At 57.1% G+C, this 25,765-nt stretch carries 27 protein-coding genes; 11 read left to right on the top strand and 16 right to left on the bottom strand.

Features of this window, described 5'->3' with window-relative positions:
* Positions 1–279: 279 nt before the first annotated feature.
* From ACP15U_RS08440 to ACP15U_RS08450, 3 genes are all read right to left on the bottom strand, one after another.
* Complete coding sequence (locus ACP15U_RS08440) at positions 280–471, bottom strand: hypothetical protein (RefSeq protein WP_425044713.1); 192 nt, start codon at positions 469–471, stop codon at positions 280–282.
* A gap of 93 nt (positions 472–564) precedes the next feature.
* Positions 565–1,131, bottom strand: coding sequence for a 16S rRNA (guanine(966)-N(2))-methyltransferase RsmD (gene rsmD, locus ACP15U_RS08445; protein ID WP_425044714.1), 567 nt, complete (start codon positions 1,129–1,131; stop codon positions 565–567).
* Complete coding sequence (locus ACP15U_RS08450) at positions 1,128–2,339, bottom strand: NAD(P)/FAD-dependent oxidoreductase (RefSeq protein WP_425044715.1); 1,212 nt, start codon at positions 2,337–2,339, stop codon at positions 1,128–1,130. The genes rsmD and ACP15U_RS08450 overlap by 4 nt, the downstream gene beginning before the upstream one ends.
* Positions 2,340–2,649: 310 nt before the next feature.
* Here ACP15U_RS08450 and ACP15U_RS08455 point away from each other — a divergent pair, with 310 nt between their 5' ends.
* Complete coding sequence (locus tag ACP15U_RS08455) at positions 2,650–2,814, top strand: hypothetical protein (protein WP_425044716.1); 165 nt, start codon at positions 2,650–2,652, stop codon at positions 2,812–2,814.
* Positions 2,815–2,835: 21 nt separating this feature from the next.
* On the opposite strand, the gene ACP15U_RS08460 is transcribed toward ACP15U_RS08455, so the two are convergent.
* Genes ACP15U_RS08460 through ACP15U_RS08475 form a run of 4 tightly spaced genes read right to left on the bottom strand, consistent with a single transcriptional unit; the run spans position 2,836 to position 5,583 of the window.
* Positions 2,836–3,129 (bottom strand): 4a-hydroxytetrahydrobiopterin dehydratase, encoded by a 294-nt coding sequence (locus tag ACP15U_RS08460; RefSeq protein WP_425044717.1) that lies wholly within the window; start codon positions 3,127–3,129, stop codon positions 2,836–2,838.
* On the bottom strand, positions 3,126–4,313 hold the full coding sequence (locus ACP15U_RS08465) for a GNAT family N-acetyltransferase (RefSeq protein WP_425044718.1): 1,188 nt from the start codon (positions 4,311–4,313) through the stop codon (positions 3,126–3,128). Before ACP15U_RS08465 ends, ACP15U_RS08460 begins: the two co-directional genes overlap by 4 nt.
* 44 nt (positions 4,314–4,357) lie before the next feature.
* Positions 4,358–5,128: a glycerophosphodiester phosphodiesterase family protein gene (locus ACP15U_RS08470; RefSeq protein WP_425044719.1), complete on the bottom strand. Its 771-nt coding sequence runs from the start codon at positions 5,126–5,128 to the stop codon at positions 4,358–4,360.
* Positions 5,125–5,583, bottom strand: a complete 459-nt coding sequence (locus ACP15U_RS08475) for a RidA family protein (RefSeq protein ID WP_425044720.1) — start codon at positions 5,581–5,583, stop codon at positions 5,125–5,127. The genes ACP15U_RS08470 and ACP15U_RS08475 overlap by 4 nt, the downstream gene beginning before the upstream one ends.
* 329 nt (positions 5,584–5,912) lie before the next feature.
* Between ACP15U_RS08475 and ACP15U_RS08480 the strand changes: the two genes are divergently transcribed.
* Together ACP15U_RS08480 and ACP15U_RS08485 are read left to right on the top strand one after the other, a co-directional pair.
* Positions 5,913–6,734 carry an MlaA family lipoprotein gene (locus ACP15U_RS08480; RefSeq protein WP_425044721.1) on the top strand — a complete coding sequence of 274 codons (822 nt, stop codon included), beginning with the start codon at positions 5,913–5,915 and terminating at the stop codon, positions 6,732–6,734.
* Entirely contained in the window at positions 6,724–7,332 is a 609-nt protein-coding gene (locus ACP15U_RS08485; RefSeq protein WP_425044722.1) for an MlaC/ttg2D family ABC transporter substrate-binding protein, read from the top strand. The genes ACP15U_RS08480 and ACP15U_RS08485 overlap by 11 nt, the downstream gene beginning before the upstream one ends.
* Before the next feature lie 41 nt (positions 7,333–7,373).
* On the opposite strand, the gene ACP15U_RS08490 is transcribed toward ACP15U_RS08485, so the two are convergent.
* A complete protein-coding gene (locus ACP15U_RS08490; RefSeq protein WP_425044723.1) occupies positions 7,374–9,608 on the bottom strand; it encodes a transglycosylase domain-containing protein in 2,235 nt (744 codons plus the stop codon).
* 260 nt (positions 9,609–9,868) lie between these two features.
* Here ACP15U_RS08490 and ACP15U_RS08495 point away from each other — a divergent pair, with 260 nt between their 5' ends.
* Together ACP15U_RS08495 and amt are read left to right on the top strand one after the other, a co-directional pair.
* On the top strand, positions 9,869–10,207 hold the full coding sequence (locus tag ACP15U_RS08495; RefSeq protein WP_425044724.1) for a P-II family nitrogen regulator: 339 nt from the start codon (positions 9,869–9,871) through the stop codon (positions 10,205–10,207).
* A 28-nt stretch (positions 10,208–10,235) separates the two neighbouring features.
* Positions 10,236–11,561, top strand: coding sequence for an ammonium transporter (amt, locus tag ACP15U_RS08500; protein ID WP_425044725.1), 1,326 nt, complete (start codon positions 10,236–10,238; stop codon positions 11,559–11,561).
* A 111-nt stretch (positions 11,562–11,672) separates the two neighbouring features.
* Here the strand turns inward: amt and ACP15U_RS08505 are convergent, their stop codons facing one another.
* The 4 genes from ACP15U_RS08505 to ACP15U_RS08520 form a co-directional block, all read right to left on the bottom strand.
* The gene (locus tag ACP15U_RS08505; RefSeq protein ID WP_425044726.1) at positions 11,673–12,857 is read right to left on the bottom strand and encodes an aromatic amino acid transaminase; all 1,185 of its coding nucleotides are present in this window, start codon (positions 12,855–12,857) and stop codon (positions 11,673–11,675) included.
* 1 nt (position 12,858) lies between these two features.
* On the bottom strand, positions 12,859–13,710 hold the full coding sequence (gene sseA / locus ACP15U_RS08510) for a 3-mercaptopyruvate sulfurtransferase (protein WP_425044727.1): 852 nt from the start codon (positions 13,708–13,710) through the stop codon (positions 12,859–12,861).
* Positions 13,711–13,805: 95 nt separating this feature from the next.
* Positions 13,806–14,282, bottom strand: coding sequence for an SsrA-binding protein SmpB (smpB, locus tag ACP15U_RS08515; RefSeq protein WP_425044728.1), 477 nt, complete (start codon positions 14,280–14,282; stop codon positions 13,806–13,808).
* Positions 14,283–14,450: 168 nt separating this feature from the next.
* Positions 14,451–15,269, bottom strand: a complete 819-nt coding sequence (locus tag ACP15U_RS08520) for a DUF2189 domain-containing protein (RefSeq protein WP_425044729.1) — start codon at positions 15,267–15,269, stop codon at positions 14,451–14,453.
* A gap of 219 nt (positions 15,270–15,488) precedes the next feature.
* Here ACP15U_RS08520 and ACP15U_RS08525 point away from each other — a divergent pair, with 219 nt between their 5' ends.
* Positions 15,489–15,827 carry a hypothetical protein gene (locus ACP15U_RS08525; protein ID WP_425044730.1) on the top strand — a complete coding sequence of 113 codons (339 nt, stop codon included), beginning with the start codon at positions 15,489–15,491 and terminating at the stop codon, positions 15,825–15,827.
* A gap of 39 nt (positions 15,828–15,866) precedes the next feature.
* On the opposite strand, the gene ACP15U_RS08530 is transcribed toward ACP15U_RS08525, so the two are convergent.
* Complete coding sequence (locus ACP15U_RS08530; RefSeq protein ID WP_425044731.1) at positions 15,867–16,685, bottom strand: sulfotransferase family protein; 819 nt, start codon at positions 16,683–16,685, stop codon at positions 15,867–15,869.
* Between the two features lie 140 nt (positions 16,686–16,825).
* Between ACP15U_RS08530 and ACP15U_RS08535 the strand changes: the two genes are divergently transcribed.
* Positions 16,826–18,403 (top strand): DUF5928 domain-containing protein, encoded by a 1,578-nt coding sequence (locus tag ACP15U_RS08535; protein WP_425044732.1) that lies wholly within the window; start codon positions 16,826–16,828, stop codon positions 18,401–18,403.
* A 74-nt stretch (positions 18,404–18,477) separates the two neighbouring features.
* Here the strand turns inward: ACP15U_RS08535 and ACP15U_RS08540 are convergent, their stop codons facing one another.
* The 3 genes from ACP15U_RS08540 to ACP15U_RS08550 all read right to left on the bottom strand — a co-directional run bounded on the left by ACP15U_RS08540 (position 18,478) and on the right by ACP15U_RS08550 (position 21,553).
* Positions 18,478–19,995: a tripartite tricarboxylate transporter permease gene (locus ACP15U_RS08540; RefSeq protein WP_425044733.1), complete on the bottom strand. Its 1,518-nt coding sequence runs from the start codon at positions 19,993–19,995 to the stop codon at positions 18,478–18,480.
* Positions 19,996–20,007: 12 nt separating this feature from the next.
* Complete coding sequence (locus ACP15U_RS08545; RefSeq protein WP_425044734.1) at positions 20,008–20,490, bottom strand: tripartite tricarboxylate transporter TctB family protein; 483 nt, start codon at positions 20,488–20,490, stop codon at positions 20,008–20,010.
* Positions 20,491–20,566: 76 nt separating this feature from the next.
* The gene (locus ACP15U_RS08550) at positions 20,567–21,553 is read right to left on the bottom strand and encodes a tripartite tricarboxylate transporter substrate binding protein (RefSeq protein ID WP_425044735.1); all 987 of its coding nucleotides are present in this window, start codon (positions 21,551–21,553) and stop codon (positions 20,567–20,569) included.
* A 112-nt stretch (positions 21,554–21,665) separates the two neighbouring features.
* Here ACP15U_RS08550 and ACP15U_RS08555 point away from each other — a divergent pair, with 112 nt between their 5' ends.
* The 4 genes from ACP15U_RS08555 (at position 21,666) to ACP15U_RS08570 (ending at position 25,749) form a co-directional block, all read left to right on the top strand.
* Positions 21,666–22,331 (top strand): response regulator transcription factor, encoded by a 666-nt coding sequence (locus ACP15U_RS08555; protein ID WP_425044736.1) that lies wholly within the window; start codon positions 21,666–21,668, stop codon positions 22,329–22,331.
* Positions 22,328–23,710, top strand: a complete 1,383-nt coding sequence (locus ACP15U_RS08560) for a sensor histidine kinase N-terminal domain-containing protein (protein ID WP_425044737.1) — start codon at positions 22,328–22,330, stop codon at positions 23,708–23,710. Before ACP15U_RS08555 ends, ACP15U_RS08560 begins: the two co-directional genes overlap by 4 nt.
* Positions 23,680–24,705 (top strand): ABC transporter substrate-binding protein, encoded by a 1,026-nt coding sequence (locus ACP15U_RS08565; protein ID WP_425044738.1) that lies wholly within the window; start codon positions 23,680–23,682, stop codon positions 24,703–24,705. The genes ACP15U_RS08560 and ACP15U_RS08565 overlap by 31 nt, the downstream gene beginning before the upstream one ends.
* Before the next feature lie 93 nt (positions 24,706–24,798).
* Positions 24,799–25,749 carry an aminotransferase class IV gene (locus ACP15U_RS08570; RefSeq protein WP_425044739.1) on the top strand — a complete coding sequence of 317 codons (951 nt, stop codon included), beginning with the start codon at positions 24,799–24,801 and terminating at the stop codon, positions 25,747–25,749.
* The last annotated feature ends 16 nt before the right edge of the window (positions 25,750–25,765 follow it).

Raw genomic sequence — 25,765 nt, forward strand, 5'->3', positions numbered from 1 at the left:
GAATGGCTGCAAAGTCCGCAACGCGGACACCAGCGTCTCGAAAATCGATGTACTTTGCATGAACGACCGCATTTCTTGCTGCATCGCGGCTTACATCGTGGATCGGTATCGATGCCGCGCCCGCAAACGATTTAACCGGATCACTTCCGGTTAGGGCTCGCAGCAGACATCCGTCGACTTTCGTCAGGTGTCTGCTTCTCGAGACACAGGATCTGTTCGCTTGGATCCTATCGCATCATTTTTCAACATTTATCGCATGGGCCGGTCAAAGCCCGGGGCTTACTTTCCGACCTGATCCGGCACGGTCAGCGGCGTTTTTGGTCGCGTGGCTGTTCCTCTGACCGCGGCATCGTAGCAAGCCAGCCGAACCTTGTCGTTCTGAATAGCCGCACATTGCCGAATTGCGGCAACATCCATTGCAGCCGATGCAGACGCGGTCGTTGCGATCAGAAAAGCGAGGATGATACGCATGATACTCTCATTCCAATTTGACTAACCCGAGCAGATCACGGCGCGGGAACTGGCGCAACCAAAAGCAGATCCACTGGTTTCAAGCCACATCCGTCAGCCTGCGGGATCTTGCTTGCGCCACATCAAGGTGATCCAAGTGTCGCCGTATTTGCGAGTATCGTGAAGCTCAAACCCGACTTGCGCTGGCATTGGTGCATTCTCTTCCCAGACCAACAAGGCATCAGTAGCAATCCATCCCCCGGACAACGCAGCCGCCAGCGCTTTCTCGCCCAGCGTCTTACCGTATGGGGGATCAAGAAAGATCAGATCATAGGGGGCGCCGGGGTTCTGGCCAAGACGCCCGGCATCCCTGCGAACAAGGTCCGTCCGATCCCGGCTCCGGGTCAGTTCCACGTTCTTACGGATCAATCCCTGAGCCACCCGACCATCATCCACAAAGGTCACATGGGCCGCTCCGCGTGAAAGGGCCTCTAGGCCAAGCGCGCCGGTCCCTGCGAAAATATCCAAGACCCGCGCGCCGGGAATCGCCCCTGTGTGGTTCAGAACATTGAATAGGCTTTCCCGCACACGATCCGTGGTAGGGCGCAGATGCGCGCCCGCATCACCCTTGCCAACCGATGCCAAGGCGCGGCCTCTGAAGGCTCCGGCGATGATCCTCACGATTTCAGAAGCGGCTTCAGGTCGATCTCGGGATCCCCGACAATCGCCGGATCAGCCGTCTTCCCGGCCTCGATCAGCCGCTTGCCGATCATGTAGGCCCGAGGGTCGTTCATTGCGTCCACGGCAACAAGTTGATCACCTTTGTAGTACCAGAAGGACGCGGTCTGGCCGTCACCCTTGCGTGTCACCACCCGGTCATATCCTGCGTTGAGCCCGGCAATCTGCAACTTGACGTCATACTGATCTGACCAGAACCACGGCTTGGCCACATACTCTTTGCCTGCGCCCAGCATGTTCTCGGCCACCGCTTCGGCCTGATCGATGGCGTTGGGAACGCTCTCCAGCCTGATACGCACGCCCTGATACGGGAACGAGGCGCAATCCCCGGCCGCCCAGATCGATGGGTCCGATGTGCGGCCATTTGCATCCACCCGGATCCCGTTCTCGATCTGCAGCCCGGCCTGTTCTGCCAACCCTGTGGCAGGCATGATACCTACACCCACGACGACAAAATCAACAGCAACGGTGCTGCCGTCCGACAAAGTTGCTCCGGTTACCTTGCCATCTGTTCCGGTCAGGGTTTCCAACCCGACGCCCTCTCGGATGTCGACACCGTGCGCGCGGTGGAGGTCTCTGAAATAGGCACTGGTTTCTGGTGCTGCGACCCGTTGCAGAATTCGATCCGCCATTTCGACCAGCACAACCTCAACACCGCGCTTGGCGCAGACAGCCGCAGCTTCGAGCCCGATATAGCCGCCGCCCACGATCAATGCGCGCGCACCATCGGATACTTCCGGCGCCATTGCGTCAACATCGGCCAATCCGCGCACCTCGAAAACCCGGTCGAGATCACCACCGATCGCCGGCGGCAACCGCCGTGGCCGAGAGCCTGTGGTCAAGGCCAGCTGGTCGTAGGAAAGAATTGCATCATCCACCGTCACGGTCTTGGCCACCGGATCTATCGCCGTCACCGTCTGGCCCAGACGCAGATCGATATTCTGATCGACATAGAAACTCTCGGGGCGCAGGAACAGCCGCTCCAATGCCATTTCTCCCAGCAGGTAAGCCTTGCTGAGAGGGGGGCGCTGATAAGGCGGCACCGGCTCGGACCCGATCAGTGTGATCTCTCCTTCGAAACCTGCACTGCGCAACTTGGCGACAAGCGAGGCACCTGCCTGCCCTGCCCCGATTACAACGATCCTGCTCATGTTCTCTGTGCCCCCGGCAAAACTGTCCGATCAACCCTGATCAGAAGCTATAGGCGGCAGGCCGGATTTGCGCAAATCCAAGTTGCGCTCGGGAACTGGCGTCAAAGTGATTTTCACGTGAAAGGCGGATTACAGTAGTCTTCGCAGAGATGTTTCATTCCCGGAGTCCCTCATGCAGAAATGGATCTTCCTTCCTGCCTTCGCTTTGTTGGCCGCATGCGAATCGACCAGCAATCCGACGCAAACCAGCGCCGGAGGTGCCACACTCATTCAGATACAAAACGGGCGGAACTGCTGGGACAATCGCTGCATGAATTTGAACCTCAGCCGGCGCAGTGTCCAACTCGCAGGGCGCAACGCCGCCGGGATCCCCGGCAATATCGACGTCAGCGATGGTTACGTGACAGCTGCGGAGTTCCGCCAGATTTTCGAAGCCGGAAACCGAGCATACAGCATCGGCGTGGGCCGGAACTGATTCCGGGCCGAGGACTTCAGGTCATATAAGACTATCCATTTTGCGGGCCAGTTTGGCATCCAGTGCTGAAATACCCTCGACATCGTGGGTTGTCAGGACCACTTCGACGGTCCGATAGACGTTGCGCCACTCGGGATGATGATCCCATTTTTCGGACCAGATCGCGACGCGCGTCATCCAGCCGAATGCATCAACAAAATTGGCAAAAATGAATGTCTTGGTAATCGCGTCCCGCCCCTCAACCATGGTCCAGCCAGTTTTGAACAGCGGATCCAGAAGCGGCCCGCGGGTCACGTCTGAAAGTCTTTCGGTCATTGGTGTTCCTCCACTTGCGCCTTGTGGAATGGTCCATAAGCCGTGAGCAATTCGATCTCTTCCCCGACCGCTTCCCGCTCAGCCTCAAGATACCGGGCAACTGCATCCGAGAACCCCGGATCCGCCACCCAGTGCAGACTGTGGGTTTGGGTCGGCAGGTATCCCCGAGCCAGTTTGTGTTCTCCCTGGGCACCCGCTTCGACCCGCTTCAGGCCGTGGGCGATGGCGAGGTCGATTGCCCTATAATAGCACAGTTCGAAGTGTAGGAAGGGATGGTGTTCGATACAGCCCCAATAGCGCCCGAACAAAGTGTCTCGGCCAATGAAATTCAGGGCACCCGCGACCGGTCGACCATTCCTTTCGGCCAGCACTAAGACCATGTCGTCAGCCATGCTGTTATGGGCGATGTGAAAGAACTCGCGCGTCAGATACGGAGACCCCCACTTGCGGGAGCCCGTGTCCTGATAAAAGGTCCAGAACGCGTCCCAATGCTCGGGTTTCAGCTCTTCACCCGACAAGATGCTGACATGCCCACCAAACCTGTTGGCCTGTTCCCGTTCTTTTCTAAGGGTCTTTCGCTTTCGGGAACTGAGAGCGCTCAGAAACTCGCTAAAGTCTGCGTAACTGTCATTACACCAATGAAATTGCTGCGTAACCCGGTGCAACAAGCCCATCTGCTCGCCTGCTTTCGCCTCATCTTCCGTGCAAAACGTCACATGCAGAGATGAAACTCCGTGTTTTGCGGCCAGCTGCACCGCGCCTTGAACCAAAGCAGATTGCCCTATCGTTTCATAACCCGGCCGAACCAGAAAGCGGCGCCCTGTAGCGGGAGTGAATGGCACGGCCATTTGCAGCTTGGGATAATAATGCCCTCCGGCACGCTCATACGCATGGGCCCAGTTGTGGTCGAATATGTACTCGCCCTGACTGTGAGACTTGGCATAGAGCGGCGCGGCGCCGACCAAAAGCCCGTCGAGATAGGCCGTCAGGTACTGAGGCTGCCAGCCCGTCCCCGGCCCAACGGATCCGCTGTCTTCGAGAGCCGAAAGAAACCGGTGAGTCGTGAACGGATCATAGGGACGGCCCCCGTCAGCCGTTTCCGGACAGGCACAATTGTCCCACTCCGCAGCCGCGATATGCGACAGCGAATCCAGAACCTGAACCTCGATCTGAGCCTGATCCATTACGCCCTCCGCACGACTAGTATGTGTGGCCCAGCCAACCGGCTTCAAGCAAGGACTGCCGCTGCATAGCCCTCGAATGTTATGTTTTCCGCCACTTTTCGCGCCTCTTTTTCTTGTGCCGCCGATTTCACTGTCCAACACAGAACCGGCAGACCAGCCTGCTTCAGATCCCTTACCCGGGACCGATTGAGATCCTCGACTTCGTGGCTGATGAAGCTCGCCCCAACACGGTCGACGTCTGGAATGGCGCGTAACCTGTCACATACCTCTTGCGGCAGAGGCCATTCGTCGTAGCTGTATGACGACGTCACCAGCCCTCGGGGAATCTCCGGCGCCAGTTGCGCCATCTGTTCCACGGAGTTCGGGTTGAAGGACATGACGGCGACATCGCCCCGATAGCCAACGAGCAAGGCAGCCGCAGCCGCTTCGAGCGGCCCGACATCTTTCCCCATATGGCCGTCCTGATCCTTGATTTCGATAAGCAGCGGGGCCCGGCCATTGACCAACTCAAGCACTTCGGCGAGGTCCGGGATGCCCGCCCCATAGCCGTGCAGCAGCTGGACGGACCGCGCATCGTTTCGGGTGAGTTGCCGGATCACCCCATCGCGGCCGGTCAGACGTTTCAGCCCATAGTCGTGAAAAACCACAGCCCGGGCGTCGGCCGTCATCTGCAAATCGATTTCGACCGCATAGCCTGCGGCTATCGCCGCCTCAATTGCGGCCCGGCTGTTTTCCGGCCGACCCTCAGAGTTGTCGTGGTATCCGCGATGTGCAATTGGTGCGCCCAGAAAGCTAGCGGGAAGCGACGGCGTCATCTGATCTGGAAGATACCTTCGATTTCAACAGCCACGCCCAGAGGCAGGGCCGCCGCGCTGACTGCCGACCTTGAGTGGCGACCGGCATCGCCCAGCGCTTCGACCATAAAGTCCGACGCGCCATTGATGACTTTCGGCTGCTCTGAAAAATCGGCCGTGGAGTTGACGAAACCGGTCAACTTCACCACCCGTTCCAACCGCTCTATGTCGCCACCACACGCCGCCTTCACCTGTGCCAGAAGATTGATCGCACAGCACCGTGCCGCAGCAGCGCCGGTCTCGACATCCATGTTCTCTCCGAGCTTTCCGCAAATCAGACCCGACGCATCCATCGAAATTTGGCCCGACACGTACACCAGATTGCCAACCACGACGAATGGCACATAATTCGCAGCGGGAGCCGGTGCGTCAGGAAGGGTGACACCCAATTCGGCCAATCTGTCTGTGATGCTCATCGGATCTCTCCCCTGCTAGTGATTGCCTGAACGCTATCCGGGTTAAGACGTCGAAGAAAGTCCCAAACCGAAGCTGCAGGAAACGTTGACGACAACGTGTAAACTCTTGCTTGCATATGTCCTTCCGGGAACCAAATCGCCCGGACGACAAGCCAGTTTAGGGTCTGGTCACCTTTTCCGGCACTTTCACGCCAAGCCGCGTCAGCCGCTGTTCCAAATCGGTCACAGATCAACTAAGTGATTGGCAACCGGCTTTGCACCACAGAGAAATTTCGCTCAGGAGTGGGGCCGTTGCGCGAGCCGGAGCCCATCATCGGGATGAATACCGAATGAAATTCTTGACCCGCCCACTTTGCCTTCTGACCTTTGCCGCGTCAGTTGCCCTGTCGGGGTGCGCCAGCAAGTCGCCCGATCAAAAGGCCAGTGGCGAGATCTTTGATCCCTACGAAAACACCAACCGCTCGATCCACAAATTCAACCGTGGCGTCGACAAGGTCTTTTTCCGCGCGGCATCAAAAGGTTACGTGGCGATCATCCCAGAGCCAATGATCAACAGCTTCAACTATTTTGCCGATAACCTGTCGATGCCTTCAAACGTTGTCGACTATCTGCTGCAAGGGGATTTCGAGAACGCCGGATATGCGCTGTTGCGATTTACCGTGAACTCGACCGTGGGATTCGCTGGGCTGGCAGATCCGGCAACAGATTTTCGTGTTCCGGCAGTCGACACTGATTTTGGAGAGACGCTTCATGTCTGGGGATTTGGTGAGGGCGCTTATGTAGAGCTGCCGCTTTACGGCCCTTCCACGGTCCGCGACTCCATTGGGGTGATCGTCAACCTCTTTACCAATCCAATCGACTTTGCGCCGGTTCGGCCGATCGACAACATTGGCGTGTATGCCGAGATTCTGCGTCGCCTCGGCGATCGCGGGCGTTTCGTCGATACCGTCGACTCGATTCTCTATGAAAGCGCGGACAGCTACGCGCAGGCGCGATTGATCTACATGCAAAACCGCAGATTTGAACTGGCCGAAGACGATGACGACGCCTATCTAGATCTCTACACGGACCCATATGCCGACCCCTATTCGGACGCTGATCCTTATGCAGACAGCTCCACAGACCCGTACGAGGACATCTATGCCGAGTGATTTTTTGAACCGCCGCCGTTTTCTGGGATCGAGCGCAGCCCTTGTCGGGTTGGCAGCCTTTCCGATGCCTGCACTGGCCTTGACCGAATCCGGAGCCAGAAACCTTGTCGACAGTGTCGTTGCTGACATCAACAAGGTGATTGCATCGGGCAAATCTGAATCCGCCATGTTGCGGGATTTCGAGAAGATTTTTGTCCGCTACGCCGACGTGCCAATCATGGCCCGCTATGCGCTCGGACCGGATGCCCGTCAGGCTAGCAAAGCCCAGTTGAGATCATTCACAAAGGCGTTTCAGGGATATATTTCCCGGAAATACGGTCGCCGCTTCCGCGAATTCATCGGTGGAACCGTCGAAGTGAAATCAACCCGTAAGATCAAGGCGGGGTACGAAGTCAAAAGTGTTGCCAAGCTACGCGGCGAAGCTCCGTTTGAAGTCACCTTCCTGGTTTCGGACAAGTCCGGCAAGGACAAGTTCTTCAACATGTTCATCGAAGGCGTGAACCTGTTGCTTACCGAGCGGACGGAAATCGGTGCGATGCTGGACAAGAGAAAAGGCAATCTCGATCAGCTGATCGCCGATCTGAGCGCAGTTGGCTAATTCGGTTCTGTCGAGACGGACCGGCTTGACCGGTCCGCTCTCTACCGGTCGTTGCCTTTGGGCGCGCGACCGCCGCCGCCTCCGCCAAAGATGTCCTTGAGGATCTGATCCACAGCCTGACCCAGCCCACCCGGCCGGCCCTGTGGCTGGCGGCGTTCGGGCTGGCGTGGCGGAGTTGGTTCGCTCATCGGTAACGGGCGCGGCTCCAGACCTTCGTGAACGCGAACCATCGTTTCGTGCCAGATTTCCGCCGGCAACCCGCCGCCCGTGACACCCGACAATGGTGTATTGTCATCATACCCCATCCAGACCCCGGCAACGTAGTCTGCGGTGAAACCGATGAACCAAGCATCCCTTGCGGCTTGGGTGGTGCCTGTTTTGCCCGCAGCTTGCCAATTGGGAAGCGATGCGCGCTGACCTGATCCGTCGCTCACCACCTTCTCCATCATCCAGATCAGTTGCTCGGCAGCCTCTGCCCGGATCACCCGCTCCCCTATTCCACCATCCTTACCCATAAGCGGAGAGTCATCGCCCATCAGGCTCAGCTCGGTCATGCCGTAAGGGGTCACAGATGATCCGCCGTTGAGAATGCCCGCATAGGCGCCGGTCATCTCGATCAGCGTGCTTTCGGATGCGCCCAGCGCCAAGGCCGGTCCCGCCGCCAGATCGCTGTCGATGCCGAATTCGCTGGCAACCAGTCGCACCTTGTCGCGCCCGACCTGCTCGGAAACCTTTACGGCGGGGACATTGAGTGAATCCTTTAGTGCGCGGGTCAACGTGACTTCGCCATAATACTTGTTGGTATAATTCTTTGGGCACCACTGACCGGATCCCGGGATGTTCTGGCAGTACGGTTCATCCACAACCGTATCGAGTGGCGAGTGTCCGAGCTCCAGCGCAGTGGCATAAACGAAGGGTTTGAAGGCCGACCCGGTCTGTCGCAGGGCTTGTGTCGCCCGGTTGAACGCGCCGGACACACGCGTCTTGCGCCCGCCCACCATCGCCCGAACTGCTCCGTCGGCAGACATTACAACGATAGCAGCCTGTGCCTTGGATCCTTCGCGCACCTTTTCCTGAAAGATGAACTTCATCGCTTCTTCTGCCGAAGCCTGAAGCCGTTGATCAAGCGTCGTTCTTATGACGACATCTTCGGTGGTGTTGCGCGTGAAGAACTCTGGCCCGCTTGCCATGACCCAGTCAGCAAAATAGCCGCCAGCGCGCGCCGCCGCCGCTTCGGAAAGCTCTGCCGGATTGTTGCGGGCTTCGGCGGCCTCGGCCTTGGTCAGATAGCCCTGCGCTTCCATCAGCCCCACGATGACGCGGGCCCGGTCCTGTGATCGCTTCAGATTGTTGGTTGGTGCATAACGAGTTGGCGCAACCAGAAGCCCGGCGAGCATCGCAGACTCGGCGGGATTTACCTCGGCAGCCGACTTTCCAAAGTATCGCTGACTGGCGGCTTCGAAACCACGAGCACCCGCCCCGAGAAACGCCCGGTTCAGATAAATGGTGAGAACTTCGTCCTTGGAGTATTTGACCTCCATGGCCATTGCGTAAATGGCCTCTTTGACCTTGCGCCACAGCGATCCCTGACGGCAATCCGACTCGTATGCGGCTTCCGACTCCCACTCATCCGCGTTGTAAGGCACACCAAGGCAAAGCAATTTTGCCGTTTGCTGAGTGATAGTCGAACCGCCATGCCCGGACAAAGGCCCGCGCCCCTCGCTGAGGTTGATCCTGACCGCACTTGCAACACCGCGCGGGCTGACACCGAAATGCCGGTAAAAGCGCTTGTCCTCAGTGGCAATCACTGCGTGTTTGAGATGCGGCGAAACGGTGCTTGCGGTCACGACACCACCGAATTGATCGCCACGCCACGCGAACACGGATCCATTCCGATCCAGCATGGTCACGGAACCACGCGCTCGGCCATCCAGCAATGCTTTGGGTTCGGGCAAGGTCGTATAGACATAGCCGACAGCAAGGGCGAGCAGCAGGGCAAAGATCATGCCGGTGCGCCACGTCAGCCCCCAAATCAGCCCAATGATCCAGCCAAAGAACCGACGGATCGCTCCGCCTATGCCGCCGCCACCTGATCCTGACTTTTTGGTGCGCTTTGCCTTTCGTCCCGGAGCGGATCCGGGTTTGGTCTGCACCTTTGCCTTGGGCTTTGGTTTGGGCTTCGGCTGGGGTTTTGATTTTGGTGCGCCGGAACGACCGGCGGAGGGATACCTCTTATCCGCTACCAGAGGCGGTCGCCGCCGCTTCGACTCACTCATGCTCAAACCCTGCCCGGCTCTTGTGTTGCGCGCACATTACCCCGCGCAATCTCAATTGTAGAGGTATTGTTATCCTCCAACTCCCCTTTCATTGCTGCTCAATTTTTCATCTTCAGTCTACTCATGTGCATTTTTTGTGCAGTTTTGCGTGAATCTGGCGCGCCGCACCCCAACGGCCCCATTTCCAAGCGCCTTTTTCAAGGTTCACTTTCTGCATGTGCAAACACCGGGGCGACCCGGTCATTCGATAGGGGATAAACGTGAAACTCATCATTGCAACGATCAAGCCGTTCAAACTGGAAGAGGTTCGCGAAGCGCTGACCGAGGCCGGTATCCGCGGCATGATGGTTACCGAAATCAAGGGCTTTGGATCTCAGTCCGGCCATACGGAAATCTACCGCGGCGCCGAATACGCGGTGAACTTCGTGCCAAAGATCAAACTCGAAATCGTCGTCGCCGAAGGAATGGTCGACCAGATCGTCGAAACCATCACCTCGACGGCCAAGACCGGAAAGATCGGCGACGGAAAAATCTTCGTGATCGACGTGGAACAGGCAGTTCGCGTGCGCACCGGCGAAACCAACGATGACGCGCTGTGATCCGGCGCAACCAGAGGAAAGAATTACCATGAAACGCACTTTTGCACTTCCCGTCGCCGCCGCGCTATCCGCGCTGCCGTCGCTGGGCCTGGCCCAGGAGGCCGCAACCGGAGAAGCGGCGCAACATACCCAGTACATTCTGACATCGCTATTGTTTCTCGTCGGTGGTTTCCTTGTGTTCTGGATGGCGGCAGGGTTTGCCATGCTTGAGGCAGGGCTTGTTCGGTCAAAGAACGTGACCATGCAGCTCACCAAGAACATGGGGCTCTTCTCGCTGGCAGCCATCATGTACTGGCTGGTTGGCTTCAATCTGATGTATCCCGGCGAAGGCTGGACCATCACCGGCTTGCTCGGTGCATTCTCGCCCACGTCTCTTGAACCCGTCGGGCTGGCAGACACGGAAACCGATCTCAGCTATGCCTCGGTCGGCTCGGATTTCTTCTTCCAGCTTATGTTCTGCGCAACCACTGCCTCCATCGTATCGGGAACCATGGCCGAGCGTGTCAAGTTGTGGCCGTTTCTGGTCTTCGTGATCATCCTGACCGGTTTCATCTACCCGATTGAAGCATCGTGGCAGTGGGGCGGCGGCTGGCTTGACGCTCGCGGCTTCAGCGACTTCGCTGGCTCGACCCTTGTTCACGCCGCAGGGGGATTTGCTGCGCTGGCAGGTGCCATGGTGCTGGGGCCACGGATCGGTAAGTACAACAAGGATGGCAAGGTCGTACCTATTCCGGGGTCAAACCTAGCCTTGGCCACGCTGGGAACGTTCATCCTGTGGCTTGGATGGTTCGGATTCAACGGCGGTTCACAGTTGGCCATGGGCACCATCGGTGACGTTGCCGATGTCTCCAGAATCTTTGCCAACACCAACATGGCTGCTGCCGCCGGCGCCGCCGCCGCTCTGGGCCTGACTCAGGTCATGTTTGGCAAGGTCGACCTGACGATGACGCTCAACGGTGCGTTGGCCGGGTTGGTTTCGATCACGGCGGAACCGTTGGCACCGACCCTGTTCCAGTCCCTGATTATCGGCGGCATCGGCGGTGTAATCGTAGTGTTCGCCGTGCCGATGCTGGACCGGATGAGAATCGACGACGTGGTTGGCGCCATTCCTGTGCACCTGATTGCCGGGTTCTGGGGGACATTCATCGTGGCCTGGACAAACAGCGACGCGTCATTCGGCACCCAGATTATCGGCTTCCTCTCCATCGGGATCTTCGTCTTCGTAGTCTCCTATGTCTTCTTCACGGTGATCAAGTCCACCATCGGGCTGCGCGTGAGCGAAGAAGAGGAGATCAACGGTCTGGACATGGCAGAGCTGGGAATGGAAGCGTACCCTGAGTTCTCGAAGGGGTAAGCCCGACGCCACAAAGCAGAAAGCCCCGGGCGTTGATGCGCCCGGGGCTTATCTGTTTTGGCCGTTCAGAGAAGGACCGACTTTGACTGGTCGTGTCAGAACAGTCGGTTGTCAGACGCCCACATCAACAATCGCCTTTGCGAGGATCGGCACGGTCACATCGTTCAGCCCGGCAATATTCATGCGACTGTCGCCCACCATGTAGATGCCGTGCTCGGTCCGAAGCCGCTCAACGAGTTCAGGTGACGTGCCGATTCTAGAGAACATACCCCGGTGCTGCGCAATGAAAGCAAAGCGATCCGACCCGGTCAGCCGCTGCAGTTCATCGGCAAGATTCTGGCGCAGGCCCAGCATCGACAGGCGAACATTTTCCAGCTCCGCAGCCCAGTCAGCGCGCAACGCGTCATCGGTGAGAATCTCGGTCACGACCCGAGCACCGTGATCGGGCGGGAACGAATAGTTCTGACGGTTCAGAAATGCCAATGTCTGCTGGTTCAGACCGGTTTGGCCAGCGTCCGCACTGATCGCCATCAGCAGGCCGGTCCGTTCCCGATAAACACCAAAGTTCTTCGAACACGAGGCCGCAATCATGCACTCTTTGACAGACGCGGCGACGAGCCGGGTTGCCTTGGCGTCTTCTTCGAGACCGTCACCGAACCCCTGATATGCGATGTCGATCATCGCGACCAAGCCATTTTCGTTGATCAGGTCGATGACCGCCTGCCATTCAACAGAATTCAGATTTGCCCCGGTCGGGTTGTGGCAACACCCATGCAGCAGCACCACATCCCCTGCCCTTGCCGTTTTGAGATCTTCTATCATTCCGTCGAAATTCACGCCGCGGGTTTCACTGTCGAAATAGCGGTAGGGAACAGTCTCAATGCCGAGATACTTCAGAATCGACAGGTGATTAGGCCATGTCGGATCAGAAACAAAAACACGTGCCGCGGGGTTGGCCATCCGGATCAGTTCGAAAGCCTGCCGGCATGCCCCCGTTCCACCCGGCGTGGCCACCGCAGCAACGTTGCCTCGGGCCACGCTGTCGCCAAGAATCAACCCGATCATCGCATCGGCATAGGCCGGGTCTCCAGCCAGCCCCGTATAGGCCTTTGTTTCCTGCGTTTCCCAGATACGCTGTTCTGCGGCTTTGACCGCACGCATCACCGGCGTGATGCCCTCGGCGTTCTTGTAAACCCCAACACCCAGATCGATTTTGTCTGTGCGAGGGTCATCCCGATACATCTGCATCAGCGCCAGAATTTTGTCAGCAGGTTGTTCTCTGAGGTTCTCGAACATCTTATTCTCCGGTTGCAACGGGCAGTGTCGGGAAGGCGCCCCATTCGGCCCACGAGCCGTCGTAGAGCGAATGGTCGGACTTTCCGATACGTTCGAGCGCAAGGCTCAGAACAGCAGCCGTGACACCCGATCCGCATGAGGTGATTGCCGGCTTCTTCAGATCTACACCGGCAGCTTCGAAGACCGCACGGATATCCTTGGGCGATTTCATCGTTCCGTCCGCATCAAGAAGCTCGGTAAACGGGACATTTTTCGATCCCGGAATATGACCACTCCGCAATCCTTCACGGGGTTCGGCGTCCTTGCCCTGAAACCGGCCTGCGGACCGGGCGTCGATAATCTCGTGATCCCCCAGCTTGGTGGCGGCGGATACCTGAGTGACGTCCCGCACCAGATGGTTCTGAACCCGAACCGTCATGTGGCGATCCCGAACCACTGGTGGAAGATCTTCGGTTTCACGCTCTTCGGCCAACCATTTGGGTAATCCGCCGTCCAGCACGGCGATGTTCTTTTGTCCCATCAGCTTGAACAGCCACCAGACCCGCGCAGCCGACATCAACCCGGCACCGTCATAGACCACGACCTGATGGCCATCACCGACCCCAAGGGCCCGCAGTCGCGAGACGAACTTTTCAACCGGCGGCGCCATGTGCGGCACCTCGGACCGGTGATCGGAGATGTCATCGATATCGAAAAAGCGGGCGCCCGGAATATGCGTGGCGTCATATTCCGCCTTTGCATCCCGCTTTTGCTGAGGCAGGTACCAAGACCCGTCGAGTATCCGCAGATCCGGATCCTTCAGATGCGCCGCCAGCCAGTCGGTTGAAACCAGTGTTGTCGGATCATCCTGCATGAGAGCCCCTCCAGTTACGCTGGAAAAGCCCTACATGCGCAGGTCTGAGCGTGCAAGGCGGGAACAGGCACCGTTGGGTTGCGAATGGCCGCAGGTCAGCGGTTTTCCTTCATCAGACGTTGCTTCTGTCGGCCCCAATCACGTTTGGCCTGGGTCTCGCGCTTGTCATGAGTTTTCTTGCCCTTGGCAATACCCAACTTGAGTTTGGCGATACCCTTGCCGTTAAAGTAGAGAGACAGGGGAACCAGCGTCATGCCCTTGCGTTGGGTTGCATTCCACAGGTCCGACATCTGCTTGCGCGAAACCAGCAGCTTGCGCCGCCGTCGCTCCTCATGCTTGAACATCTTGGCCTGCGCATAGGGCGGGATATACGAGTTAACGAGCCACAGCTCTCCATCCTCGACAGCGGCATAGCTGTCGGCAATGTTGGTGCCCCCCGCCCTGAGTGCCTTGACCTCGGACCCTTCGAGAACGATGCCACACTCCAGATCCTCTTCGATTGCGTAATCGAAGCGGGCTCGCCGATTGTCAGCGATTGTCTTGGAATTTGGGTTCGCGGGTTTCTTGGACATGGTTGGCAGATCTAGAGGCTGCGCCACCGAGGTTCAAGACACCTGCGGAAGTTGAAGCAGCAGATCCATGCTTTGAACCTGAAGCGGACATGGCGGTCTATTGGCGAATGTGAGTTAAGCAGGCCTTGCAAGGCAACATTCTCATCGCGTTCGCAAAGAGATGATCCGTCACCCCTCCGCCGGCGGAACAGCGCGCTGATAAAGATGCCATGTGGTGTGGCCAAGAATCGGCAGGGTGAAGACCAAGCCCAGAAATGCCGGGGCCATCGACAACAGCATTGTCACAACGATGATCGCCGCCCAAGTCAGCATGACCACCGGGCTCTCCGTAACGACGCGAATTGACGTTAACATGGCCGAAACGAAATTTGTTTCCCGATCGAGCAGCATGGGCATTGCGACGACGGTCACCGAAAAAAGGACTGCCGACAGAAATGCTCCTATGCCGGTGCCAACAAAAAGAAAGGCCCACCCCTGAGGGGTGAAGAACACCGCATTCAGAAACCCGTCAAAGTCAGAAAAGGATGCGTCCTGCAAGATGATCGCCAGCCAAAGACGTATCTGGTACATCCACACCCAGAAAATGAACAAGGTAACAAAAGCCATCCAGCCCATTTCGCGTTTGCGCTGATTGGCCATGACGGTGAGGATTTCAGACCAGCCGAAACTCTCTCCCTTCTGCAACCGGCGCGACATCTCATAAAGCCCGGCAGCTGCAAATGGAGCCACCAGAGGAAAGCCGACTACCGCAGGAATGATCATCCAGATCTTACCGAGCCAAACCAGACTCCAAACAAACAAGATCCCGAATATCGCATAGAACAAGCCAAAGAAACCGCTCATGAACGGGCGGGCCAGAAAGTCGGAAAAACCAGCTTTCAGTGATGCGCTGATATCAGCCCAGGCCACCTTGTTGACCTCAGGAACGGCCGGATGCTGTGGTGTCAGATTGTCCGCGGGTGTGGACTCCGTGGTTTTGGATGTCATGGCACACTCCTCCCAACGCATGGCACTTCCTTGGCGCAGTTCCTATCAGACCCCGGGTGCGAAACAGACGGTCTTCCTCCGCGTAGAAGTCTGCATCAGCTGGGTCATCCGGGCAAGGGCAAGAGTGCGTCGCCTTAGCCTATGCGTTGGCCGGCATTTCTTTGGGAAATTGGCAAGATTTGCGTTTCTATAGGAGCCATTCCCCCACGGAGAAATGTCGTGAATCCGTTCTTCATTTACTTCGCCTATACCCAGACGCATTACCCCAACATCGCACACCCCGAATTTGACGGGATCACTGGAAATGGCGTGAAATGGCAGGACGGAAAAGTCATGTTCAAGGAAAATGCCTCGATCTTTGATGAGACCCTGAGCTTCGACACGCCGCGCGTCTACAACCTGCTTAACGATCCGAATGAAAGGGAGAGCGTCTTGTTCCCGCACACATGGGCTGTGGAGAAAGCTCAGCCCGAACTGCTGGAACACGCCGAGACCTTCAAGCAGTATCCACCAATTCCGCCGGGCACGCCTGACCCATACGTTCCGCCGAAAGATTGAACAGGCTCGTTCCCCGCAGGTCGAACTGCGACCCCGACATCAGTCGCCCAGCTTGGCATGCACTTCATCAAGGTCGATCTCGCCCACGGGCATTTTGTTTCCCGGGTTCTCGAAATCGTATTTGAACAGGTCGAAATCGCGTTTGTAGATCTCGTAGACAAGATGCATCGACAGGTCGTCGAAGTAATCTTCGACCGGATGGGCTCGCTTGGGGCCATGGCCTTCGGATTCGTTGAAACGGGGGATATCTTTCAGCTTTACCTTTTTAGGCGTTGCGACCTCGTCCAGAACACGCTGCATCCCATCATTGAAAGCTTCGGTCCAGAAGATCTGATCATAGGACCCGCCATTCACGATGTAGGTCGAGATGTGTCCCGACATGGCGGACCAGTGAATATCCGGGTCCATCGGACGGCGCCAGCGAATGGTGTCGCGTGCAAACAGCAAAAAGCGGCGGAAGCTTTCGATCTGATCGAACTCCTGCTTGCCGTCATCGCCACCGACCTCGATCCCGTACTTGTAGATCAGGGTCGGCACCAGATTGCCGCGATAACGCCTGCCGTTGCGCTGGATGCCGCAGATCTTGTCAAAAAACGAGCTCAGGATCCGGGTGTAAGGATTGCGAACGCAAGTGAATGCGTAGGATTTGTGTGACTGCACATTGCGTGTGATCGGTCCCTGACTATCTTCGATAGACCATTTGTGCAGGCCGCTCTTGGCATCGTGAATATCACCGTCAAAGAACTCACCGTGGTCAGAAAAGTACATGATCTGACCAATTGTCGAGCATGCGCATTTCGGCACAACCCGGTAGACCAAACTTTCACTCTCGGTCATCCATGTTCCGGGAAAACCCATCTGCTCACCTCCTGAACCGGCCTGCCTGCCGATTTCTTTGTGGGGTTTGTGCACAAAAACCAAACAAACCCGTTTATTCAATTCGCCTTCATCTTTATCAAGACAAATAAGAGCAGGCAAAGGGGCGATACGTATCGGTAATGGCAAAAATTGCATACATACTGCTGTGCCATAAGGATCCCGATGCGATCATCATGCAGGCCGAACGGCTAACGGCCGCTGGGGACTACATGTCGATCCATTTCGACTCGCGCGCCAAACCCGAACATTTCGACCGAATTCAGACCGCCTTGGCTGACAACCCGAATGTTACCTATGCCCGAAAGCGTATCAAATGCGGGTGGGGAGAGTGGTCTCTGGTTCAAGCGACCCTCTATGCGATCCAGGCCGCAGTCGAGGACTTTCCACGCGCCACCCATTTCTACATGCTTTCTGGCGATTGCATGGCAATCAAGACGGCAGAATACGCGCATGAGTTCCTTGATTCCCGAGACAAGGACTTCATCGAAAGCTTCGACTTCTTTGAAAGCGACTGGATCAAAACCGGCATGAAGGAAGAACGGCTGATCTATCGCCACTTCCTGAACGAGCGAAACAACAAGTGGTTGTTCTACAAATCTCTGGAGCTGCAGAAAAGGCTCAAGCTGCAACGCGAGATACCACAGGATATTCAGGTTCAGATTGGCAGCCAGTGGTGGTGCCTGCGACGGCGCACAGTCGAATGGATCCTTGACTTCACGCGGACGCGCAAGGACGTGATGCGCTTTTTCCGGTCGACATGGATCCCGGACGAAACCTTTTTCCAGACGCTTGTGCGCCACCTTGTTCCCGAAGACGAGATCGAAACCCGGACCCTGACTTTCCTGATGTTCTCGGACTACGGAATGCCGGTGAACTTCTACAACGATCACTATGACCTGTTGCTAGGGCAGGATTTTCTGTTTGCCCGCAAGATCAGCCCCGAAGCAAAGCAGTTGAAGGTCCGGCTCGGCAGGCTTTACGCCGCCCATGGGGTCGAGTTTCAGATCTCAAACGAGGGTCGAAGTCTCTACAAGTTTCTCACGGGCCGTGGTCGGATCGGTCGCCGGTTCGGCATGCGTTTCTGGGAAACCGAGAGCACGCTTGGCCGAGAGCGCGAGCTGATGATCGTAGTCTGCAAAAAATGGCATGTCGCCAAACGTCTGCTCGAGCAGATCAGGCAGGTAACGAACGTTCCGGCAATCGAATATCTCTTCAACGAAGAGAACACGCCGCTGCCCGATCTGGGGGGAATTCAGGCCACTCTGGAGAAACGAACCCGCCACCGGCGTGCCCTCATGCGGATGCTGTTCGAGTACTATGATACCGACCGGCTTATTGTTTGCATGGATCCGTCAAATCTGGATCTGATGCACGACTTCTTTTCTGACCGCTCGGTAACGCGGATGCTGGAAGTCGAATGCCAGTTCACTGATGACTATCTCATCGGGCACGCTCGTCGCGTTGGCTTGGCAGGCGAACGCACCAATCAGGCAACTCTCGAACGGTTGCTGCCGACGATCCGAAATGACATGACATATGAAGCCGATCGGATCCGCGACGCCGGTTTCAGCCGGTATAGTCGTATTCACGAGGTGGCAGCGCCGGAAGAAAACGCAGGCAAGATCGCAGAATTTCTGACTGTCACTCAGGATCAGGCGCTGCGGATCGCCAAAACAGATTATCTCTACGCCGACTGATACTCAAAAATGAATAGCGACGGTTTCACCTAGAAACCGCCGCCATTCCTGATTCTCCGGAGTGGTGTTTGGCATCAATCGCCGTCAGCAATCCCCTCCTGACGGGCACGGGCGCGGCGGGCGCGATAACTTGGTACGACCACGAGCAAGGCAGCGATCACCAACAACCCAAGCGTCATGGGGCGGTCGATGATGAAACCGATCCCGTCATACAACTGCATCGAGCGGGCAAAGTTGTCCTCAAGCATTCGACCTAGAATGAACCCGATCAGCAGCGGTGCCAGCGGATAGTCGGCAAAGCGCAGTACCGTCGCGCAGATCCCGAACCCCACGAGGATCAGCAGCTCGGTCGCGTTGTTCTGCCCGATGTAACTGCCCATCAGTGTAAAGAAGAGGATGAACGGGATCAGGAAAGTCCGGGGGATCGTCAGCACCTTGGCAATGTACGGAATCAGCGGCAAGTTCAGCACAAGAAGAACAAGATTGCCGATATACATCGAGATGATCACAGCCCAGAAAATCTGCGGGTTGTCGACCATCAGGCGCGGTCCCGGTGTCACATTCAGCGCGATCAAAGCACCCAACAGAATGGCGGTGGTGCCCGAGCCGGGGATACCCAACGTAAGGAGAGGCACGAAAGACCCGGTGCATGCCGCGTTGTTTGCGGTTTCCGGTGCGGCCAACCCCTTTATGGACCCGTGACCGAACTCCTTGCGCTCATCTTCATTGGCTATGTTTCGTTCAACTGCATAGCCAAGGAACGACGCAATCGTAGCGCCCGCCCCCGGCAGTACCCCGATAAAGAAACCCTGCACGGATTGGCGCCCGATGACCGGTGCAATCTTGCGCGCCTCTTTCCCTGTGATGCGCAGCCCAGAAATTTTGCCGCCGTCATCCCCTTGCGCCGCCCGTGCCGGGTTGAGGACCAGAAACAGGGCTTCGGGCAATGCAAACATGGCCATTGCCAGCGTTATGAAGCTGAATCCCGATTGCAGATCCATCAACCCCATCGTGAACCGAGGCAAATTGAACAGAGCGCCCTCTCCGACCGTCGCCATGATCAGGCCCAGAACGGTCATTAGGATTGCCTTGGCCACATTTCCTGTTCCGGCAAAAGCCGCAATTGCAGACAGGCCGACCACCATCAGCGCAAAATACTCCGCCGAATGAAACAGCAGGGCTACAGTGGACAGCATCGGGGCAAAGACCATCAGAAGCAGCGCACCAATGGTGCCCCCGCAGAAACTGGCGATTGCTGCAACGGTTAACGCCTTGCCGGCCTTGCCGGCACGCGCCATCGGATAGCCGTCGAAACTGGTGGCAACCGTCCCTGCCACGCCCGGTGCGTTCAGCAGAATTGACGAGGTCGAGCCGCCAAAAATCGCGCCATAATAGACACCGGCCAAGAGGATCAGCGCGGCCGAGGGATCGCCGATGGTGATCGCCACCGGGATCATGATTGCAATGATGGACATCGGGCCAAGCCCCGGCAGCATCCCGATGAACGTGCCGATCAGGCAGCCTGCGATAACCATAATCAGGTTGGTTATGGAAAACGCGGCTCCGATTCCAATGAGAAATCCTTCGATCATGTCAGCCTCCCATCAGATGAATATGGGCCACGGCCGCAGGAATATGCCCAGCACACCCTCAACCAGGTACCAGACGAGGAAAGAGGCCAGACCCGCGACGACGACCAACACCGAACAGCGGCGTTCACCGAGGATCAGCGCGCCGAGGAAGAGGAACAAGAACGTGGACAGCAGGAAACCGGCAGGTCGCAGCAGAAGTGCATAGGCAACCATCAGCCCTAGCAATGACAGCGCCTGACCGAGGTTGTATTCACCCAGTTTGCGGTAATCGATGTCCGGAGTTTTTTCCTCTCCGTCCGATTTCTCAAGCCCCAGCAGGATAACGAGCGAAGCCAGCATGGCCATGATCGCAAGAACCTTTGGGAATGTGCTGGGCCAAATCGGGTTGCGCTGCATGAACGGCGGCAGCAAATGATCCATGGTAAAAAAAGCGGCGTATCCATAGATCAGCGATACACCAAGGAGGATCAAAGCGATCCAGCGGTCGAGTGCCATCTGTCGGTTCCCCATCCCTGTTTGGATCCGTTGCATGTCCCGGCGCGTGGCAGCGCCGGGACAGACACTTTTCAGATCAGAGGAAGCCGAGCTTCTTCATCAGGTCGCCGATGACCTGTTCCTGACCTTCGAGGAAGGTTTTGAAGTCATCACCAGAGTTGTGGATGTTGACCCAGCCGTTACGGGCACGGACTTCTTCCCATTCAGGCGTGTCGTACATCTTGGAGATGGCGTCCTGATACATGGCCAGCTTGTCCTCGGGGAGACCGGGTGCTGCGAAGAACCCACGCCAGTTCACAAAGGTCGTGTCGATCCCCTGCTCTTTCATAGTCGGCGCATCGCCATAGGCCGCCACGCGGTCATCCGAGGTCACACCCAAAATTTTGACTTCTCCAGCCTCTGCAAGTGCAACAGCCTCGGAGAACCCAGTGGAAAGCGCTGCAATCTCACCCGACAGCAGTGCCGCCATGGCTTTACCGCCCGCGTCATAGGGGATGTACTTTACAGCCAGCGCATCTTTGCCAGCGGCCTCCATGACCATCGCGGCCACAAGATGATCCATGCCACCCGGAACAGAACCTCCGCCAATCGCTGTGCCGTTCGGGTCAGCGTCAAACGCGGCCATCAGATCGCCCATTGAACTCAATGCACTGTCTTTGTGTACGACAATCGCGGCATAGTCACCTATGGTTCCGGAAACCAGAGTCAGGTCGCGGAAATTATGGGGAAACACCCCGGTCAGCGAACGGATCACGATGGGTGTGGAATTTACCATCATCGTGTTGTGCAGGCTGTCGGCATTCTCGATCAGATAGCCGATCGCCTTGCCGCCACCGCCACCGGACATGTTTTCATAGCTGGCATTGCCCACCAGCCCGGACTTGGTCAGTGCCTCACCCGTGCCGCGGGCCGTGCCATCCCAGCCGCCGCCGGCGCCGCCGGGAATCAGAAAGTGGATGCTATCCACGACCTGTTCTGCCGTGGCCAGCGTGGCCGAGCCCAGGCTCAGGGTTGCGGCAGCCGCCAGCATGAGGGCGCGACGGCCCAGAGTGAGTTGTGTCATTGCGATTTCTCCCTGTTGACAGCGACCACGCGGGCCGCCCATCTGGGAAGACAACCTCACCAAGCTGACACGGACCTGACACGAACTGACAGGATCTCCGGGAACAGGAAGTATGCGGTACCTGCTGATCGAAGATAACCCCAGCCTGGCCAATGCGGTGCTCGGGCGGCTGACCATGGCGGGCCATGTGGTCGATCACGCCGACACGCTGGAACAAGCCGCAGACTACATGGCCGTTGGATCTTATGATCTGATTTTGCTGGATATAATGCTTCCGGACGGGGACGGTCGGGACTTTCTGGAGCGCCACAGAGCTGCCTCGGATGCGACGCCTGTCATCGTGCTGACTGCACGTTCAGAAGTCTCTGACCGGGTGGGTGTTCTCGACCTCGGCGCGGACGATTACATCACCAAACCTTTCGACTTTTCCGAGCTCGAAGCCCGTTGCCGCGCCGTCCTGCGACGACAAGGTGGGACCGCGCGCAACCTGCAAACCCTTGGTGATGTGCGGTTCGATTCGCTGGCTGGAACTTTGGAAATTGACGGGAAGGTGATCCACCTGAGAAATCGGGAATTGCGACTGTTCGAGGTTTTTGCGGGTGCGCCCGAGCAGATCTTTTCGAAATCAAAACTGGTGGATAGGCTATTTTCCTACGACGAAGAAGTCTCGGAAAACGCGATCGAGGTTTATGTCGGTCGCCTCCGCCGACACCTACGCGGCAGTCAGGTTCAGATTGCTACTGAACGCGGCCTTGGCTACCGGCTAACCCTGACATGAGGGAACAGATCAACAGACGTGGCTCTATCCTTCGCCAGCTGCTGGTCGTTCTTCTGGCTGGTGCGGCTCTGCTCGCTGTCATTCTGTTTCTACTTGTCCAGAGTTTTGCCCTTCGTCTTTCAGAGGAAAGCCAAGACAACATACTGGCAGCCTCTGTCACATCCATTCTTGATGCGGTTTCGGTGCAAGAGGGCGAATTGGTGCTCGATCTGCCATACTCTGCTTTTTCAATGCTCGGCAACTTGAGCGACGACCGCGTATTCTATGCAATTCGGGAAAATGGCACCTTTCTCACTGGCTACGAGGATCTTCCAGAAGTCTCAAACCCCTCGCCGGAAGAAGCCCGGTTCATAACCGCCCAATACCAAAACGAAGAGGTTCGCGTAGTGTCCGCAGCCCGGCAATTGTTCGTAGACGGGCGGCTTGTCATGTTGAGCGCTTCGGTCGGGCAGACTCGTCAGGCGCAGGCGATCACTTTGAAAAGAATTTCCCGCAATGCGGGCGCGCTGGGAATAGGTTTTTTTCTATCCACCGCGCTTCTGGCCTATTTTGCCGGCCGGGCTGCGATAGCGCCTTTGGAGCGACTGACCGCATCTGTCACACGCCGCGGTCCGCAGGACTTGCGACCAGTCGCTGCCCCTGTGCCACGGGAAATGGCCCCTTTGGTGTCCGCACTTAACGGGTTCATGGAGCGCCTCAAGACATCCTTGGCCAGATCCGAAGATTTCATCGCCGAGGCCGCACACCGGGTCCGTACCCCGCTGGCCACGGTTCGCACGCAGGCGGAAACTACGCTCATGCGCGTCGACCGGGACGAGAACAGAACCAGCCTGCGCGAGATGATCCGGGCCATCGACGAAAGCAGCCGCGCCGCCGGCCAATTGCTGGATCACGCAATGGTTTCGTTTCGCGCCGATCACCTCGAAGCCGAAGAGATCGATCTGTCGCAACTTGCGGCGGACATGGTGCACCGGCTGGGGCCATTAGCTGATTTGCGCGACATTTCGATGTTTCTGGATGCGCCAGACCCGGTCCGAAGCACAGGCGACCCGATCCTGATTCAAAATGCTCTGCGCAACCTGCTGGACAATGCTATCAAGTATTCTCAGGCAGAAGGCGAAGTCGCCGTTTCGGTTCGGGCAAAGAACGGTTTGGCTTGCGTCGAGGTGCGGGATCAGGGAATCGGGTTTCCCGAAAAAGGCGCCGAGGCACTGACAGGGCGCTTTATCCGCGGTTCCAATGTCGAAACCGTCGTAGGATCAGGTCTTGGCCTCACCATCGCAGACGAAGTCGTTGGCGCGCACGGCGGTTCGCTTTCAATCCACAATAACTCGGAAGGGCCCGGCGCATGCGTCACCATGTTCTTTCCCTTGCTCTGATTGCATTCGCGACAATCTCCCATGCCTTCGAAATCGAAGACCACAGGGGCTTTGGGGCGGACGAGGCCATCCATGAACTGCGCATCATATCAACGGCCGATATCGATGTCTTCGAACCAATCGTCGAAAGGTTTCTCGAGGAAAATCCCCGTGTCTCGATCGAATATACAGTCGCGTCCTCGGCACAGATCATGCAGGCTCTAACGGTCGAAAACGCTTCGTTCGACATCGTGATCTCCAGTGCGATGGATCTTCAGACGAAGCTGGCAAATGACGGGTTCAGCCGGGCGCACCGGTCTTCGGCAACTCAGGAACTTCCGGAATGGGCCAAGTGGCGCGATCACTTGTTTGCCTTTACTCAGGAGCCAGCTGCGATCGTGGTTTCCCGCAAGGCTTTTGACGGGCTTCCGCTTCCCCGGACGCGGCAGGAACTCATCACTGTCCTGCGCGACCACCCAGACAGATTCCGTGGTAGGATAGGAACCTACGACCTCCGCACGTCGGGACTAGGTTATCTGTTTGCCACTCAGGATGCCCGGACTTCGGAAACGTTCTGGCGATTGACGGAGGTAATGGGTGGGCTTGATCCCAAACTGTTTTGCTGTTCGTCCGACATGATTGACGCAGTGGCCAGCGAAGAGCTTGCCGTGGCCTACAACGTCCTTGGCAGCTATGCCCTTGCCCGCCGCGATGAAGGGGCATTCGAAATCCTGCTGCCTCAAGATTTCACTACAGTCATGCTGCGCACGGCGCTTGTTCCGCAAAACGCCCGTGATCCTGAGTTGGCCGGCTCATTTATTGACCACCTTCTGCAATTCACATGGAATACAACTGCATTTGACGGATTTCCCTTTTCGCAATTCAACCCGAATGCAACGCCGCAAGACGCACATCTCAGGCGGATCCGGATGGGGCCCGGCCTCTTGGTCTATCTGGATCAATACAAAAAGCGCATCTTTCAGACCGAATGGGAACGCGCGATCCTTCAAAACTAACGATCATTGCGCCGCCCGGCCACGGGTGATCTTGCAAGGGTGGCTGCGGATGTGAAACATCGGTTCAGACAGACAAATCTGGAAATGCAGTCCATGACCCAAACCGACGCTTCGCACACAACCCATGATTCCGAAGAGGACATCCGCAATCGGGACATACAGATCTATGTGAATGGCGACATTGTTCATCGAGACGACGCCAAGGTGTCGGTCTATGATTCTGGATTCATGCTGGGCGACGGCATGTGGGAAGGGATGCGGCTCTATGATGGGGTCTGGGCCTTTTTCGACGAGCATATGGACCGCTTTTTGAACTCCTGCAAAGCGGTCTCGTTAGACGTTGGAATGGACAAGGCGGGCATTCTTGAGGCGCTGGAGCAAACAGCCGCGGCCAACGCAATGCAAACGGATGTTCATTGCCGCCTCATGTTGACGCGCGGAACAAAGGTCAAACCCTTCCAGCACCCGTCTCTCAGCCGATCAGGGCCAACGCTCGTAATCATCATGGAGCATTCAACACCGAAATCGAGCCTGCAATCAGCCGGCATTCGGCTGGCGACGGTTCCGCAGGTGCGCGGACTGCCGATGAGTCAAGATGCGAAATTCAACAGCCACTCCAAACTGAACTGTGTAATTGCCTGTCTGCAAGCCGAGCAAGCCGGAGCCGATGAAGGTTTGATGCTTGATCCGCATGGCTTCGTGAATACGACCAATGCGTGCAACTTCTTCATTGTTCGACGCGGAGAGGTTTGGACATCAACCGGCGACTATTGCATGAACGGGGTCACCCGGCAGAAGGTTATTGATCTCTGCCGTGCGAACGGAATCCCGGTGTTCGAAAAGAACTACTCGCTCTACGAAGCATATGGTGCCGACGAAGCTTTTTTGACCGGGACGTTCGGTGCACAGACACCCGTGGCCGAAATCGACGGGAAGCGGATCGGGGATCTCTCCGGGGCCGGGCCTGTCACCCAGAGAATTCAGTCTCTCTACAAAAATTTGATCGCCCGGCATGTATCCGATCAGAACAAGATCAAAAGATAATCAGCGCTCCAGATCA

Origin of the sequence: Primorskyibacter sp. S87, from assembly GCF_049801055.1 — a bacterium.
Taxonomy (GTDB): domain Bacteria; phylum Pseudomonadota; class Alphaproteobacteria; order Rhodobacterales; family Rhodobacteraceae; genus JBNAGF01.

Bases quoted from the DNA above. Each gene is read 5' to 3' on its own strand.
- ACP15U_RS08440 (WP_425044713.1), bottom strand. From the start codon at position 471: ATGCGTATCATCCTCGCTTTTCTGATCGCAACGACCGCGTCTGCATCG.
- ACP15U_RS08450 (WP_425044715.1), bottom strand. From the start codon at position 2,339: ATGAGCAGGATCGTTGTAATCGGGGCAGGGCAGGCAGGTGCCTCGCTT.
- ACP15U_RS08455 (WP_425044716.1), top strand. From the start codon at position 2,650: ATGAATTTGAACCTCAGCCGGCGCAGTGTCCAACTCGCAGGGCGCAAC.
- ACP15U_RS08460 (WP_425044717.1), bottom strand. From the start codon at position 3,129: ATGACCGAAAGACTTTCAGACGTGACCCGCGGGCCGCTTCTGGATCCG.
- ACP15U_RS08465 (WP_425044718.1), bottom strand. From the start codon at position 4,313: ATGGATCAGGCTCAGATCGAGGTTCAGGTTCTGGATTCGCTGTCGCAT.
- ACP15U_RS08470 (WP_425044719.1), bottom strand. From the start codon at position 5,128: ATGACGCCGTCGCTTCCCGCTAGCTTTCTGGGCGCACCAATTGCACAT.
- ACP15U_RS08475 (WP_425044720.1), bottom strand. From the start codon at position 5,583: ATGAGCATCACAGACAGATTGGCCGAATTGGGTGTCACCCTTCCTGAC.
- ACP15U_RS08480 (WP_425044721.1), top strand. From the start codon at position 5,913: ATGAAATTCTTGACCCGCCCACTTTGCCTTCTGACCTTTGCCGCGTCA.
- ACP15U_RS08485 (WP_425044722.1), top strand. From the start codon at position 6,724: ATGCCGAGTGATTTTTTGAACCGCCGCCGTTTTCTGGGATCGAGCGCA.
- ACP15U_RS08490 (WP_425044723.1), bottom strand. From the start codon at position 9,608: ATGAGTGAGTCGAAGCGGCGGCGACCGCCTCTGGTAGCGGATAAGAGG.
- amt (WP_425044725.1), top strand. From the start codon at position 10,236: ATGAAACGCACTTTTGCACTTCCCGTCGCCGCCGCGCTATCCGCGCTG.
- ACP15U_RS08505 (WP_425044726.1), bottom strand. From the start codon at position 12,857: ATGTTCGAGAACCTCAGAGAACAACCTGCTGACAAAATTCTGGCGCTG.
- sseA (WP_425044727.1), bottom strand. From the start codon at position 13,710: ATGCAGGATGATCCGACAACACTGGTTTCAACCGACTGGCTGGCGGCG.
- smpB (WP_425044728.1), bottom strand. From the start codon at position 14,282: ATGTCCAAGAAACCCGCGAACCCAAATTCCAAGACAATCGCTGACAAT.
- ACP15U_RS08520 (WP_425044729.1), bottom strand. From the start codon at position 15,269: ATGACATCCAAAACCACGGAGTCCACACCCGCGGACAATCTGACACCA.
- ACP15U_RS08530 (WP_425044731.1), bottom strand. From the start codon at position 16,685: ATGGGTTTTCCCGGAACATGGATGACCGAGAGTGAAAGTTTGGTCTAC.
- ACP15U_RS08535 (WP_425044732.1), top strand. From the start codon at position 16,826: ATGGCAAAAATTGCATACATACTGCTGTGCCATAAGGATCCCGATGCG.
- ACP15U_RS08540 (WP_425044733.1), bottom strand. From the start codon at position 19,995: ATGATCGAAGGATTTCTCATTGGAATCGGAGCCGCGTTTTCCATAACC.
- ACP15U_RS08545 (WP_425044734.1), bottom strand. From the start codon at position 20,490: ATGGCACTCGACCGCTGGATCGCTTTGATCCTCCTTGGTGTATCGCTG.
- ACP15U_RS08550 (WP_425044735.1), bottom strand. From the start codon at position 21,553: ATGACACAACTCACTCTGGGCCGTCGCGCCCTCATGCTGGCGGCTGCC.
- ACP15U_RS08555 (WP_425044736.1), top strand. From the start codon at position 21,666: ATGCGGTACCTGCTGATCGAAGATAACCCCAGCCTGGCCAATGCGGTG.
- ACP15U_RS08560 (WP_425044737.1), top strand. From the start codon at position 22,328: ATGAGGGAACAGATCAACAGACGTGGCTCTATCCTTCGCCAGCTGCTG.
- ACP15U_RS08565 (WP_425044738.1), top strand. From the start codon at position 23,680: ATGCGTCACCATGTTCTTTCCCTTGCTCTGATTGCATTCGCGACAATC.
- ACP15U_RS08570 (WP_425044739.1), top strand. From the start codon at position 24,799: ATGACCCAAACCGACGCTTCGCACACAACCCATGATTCCGAAGAGGAC.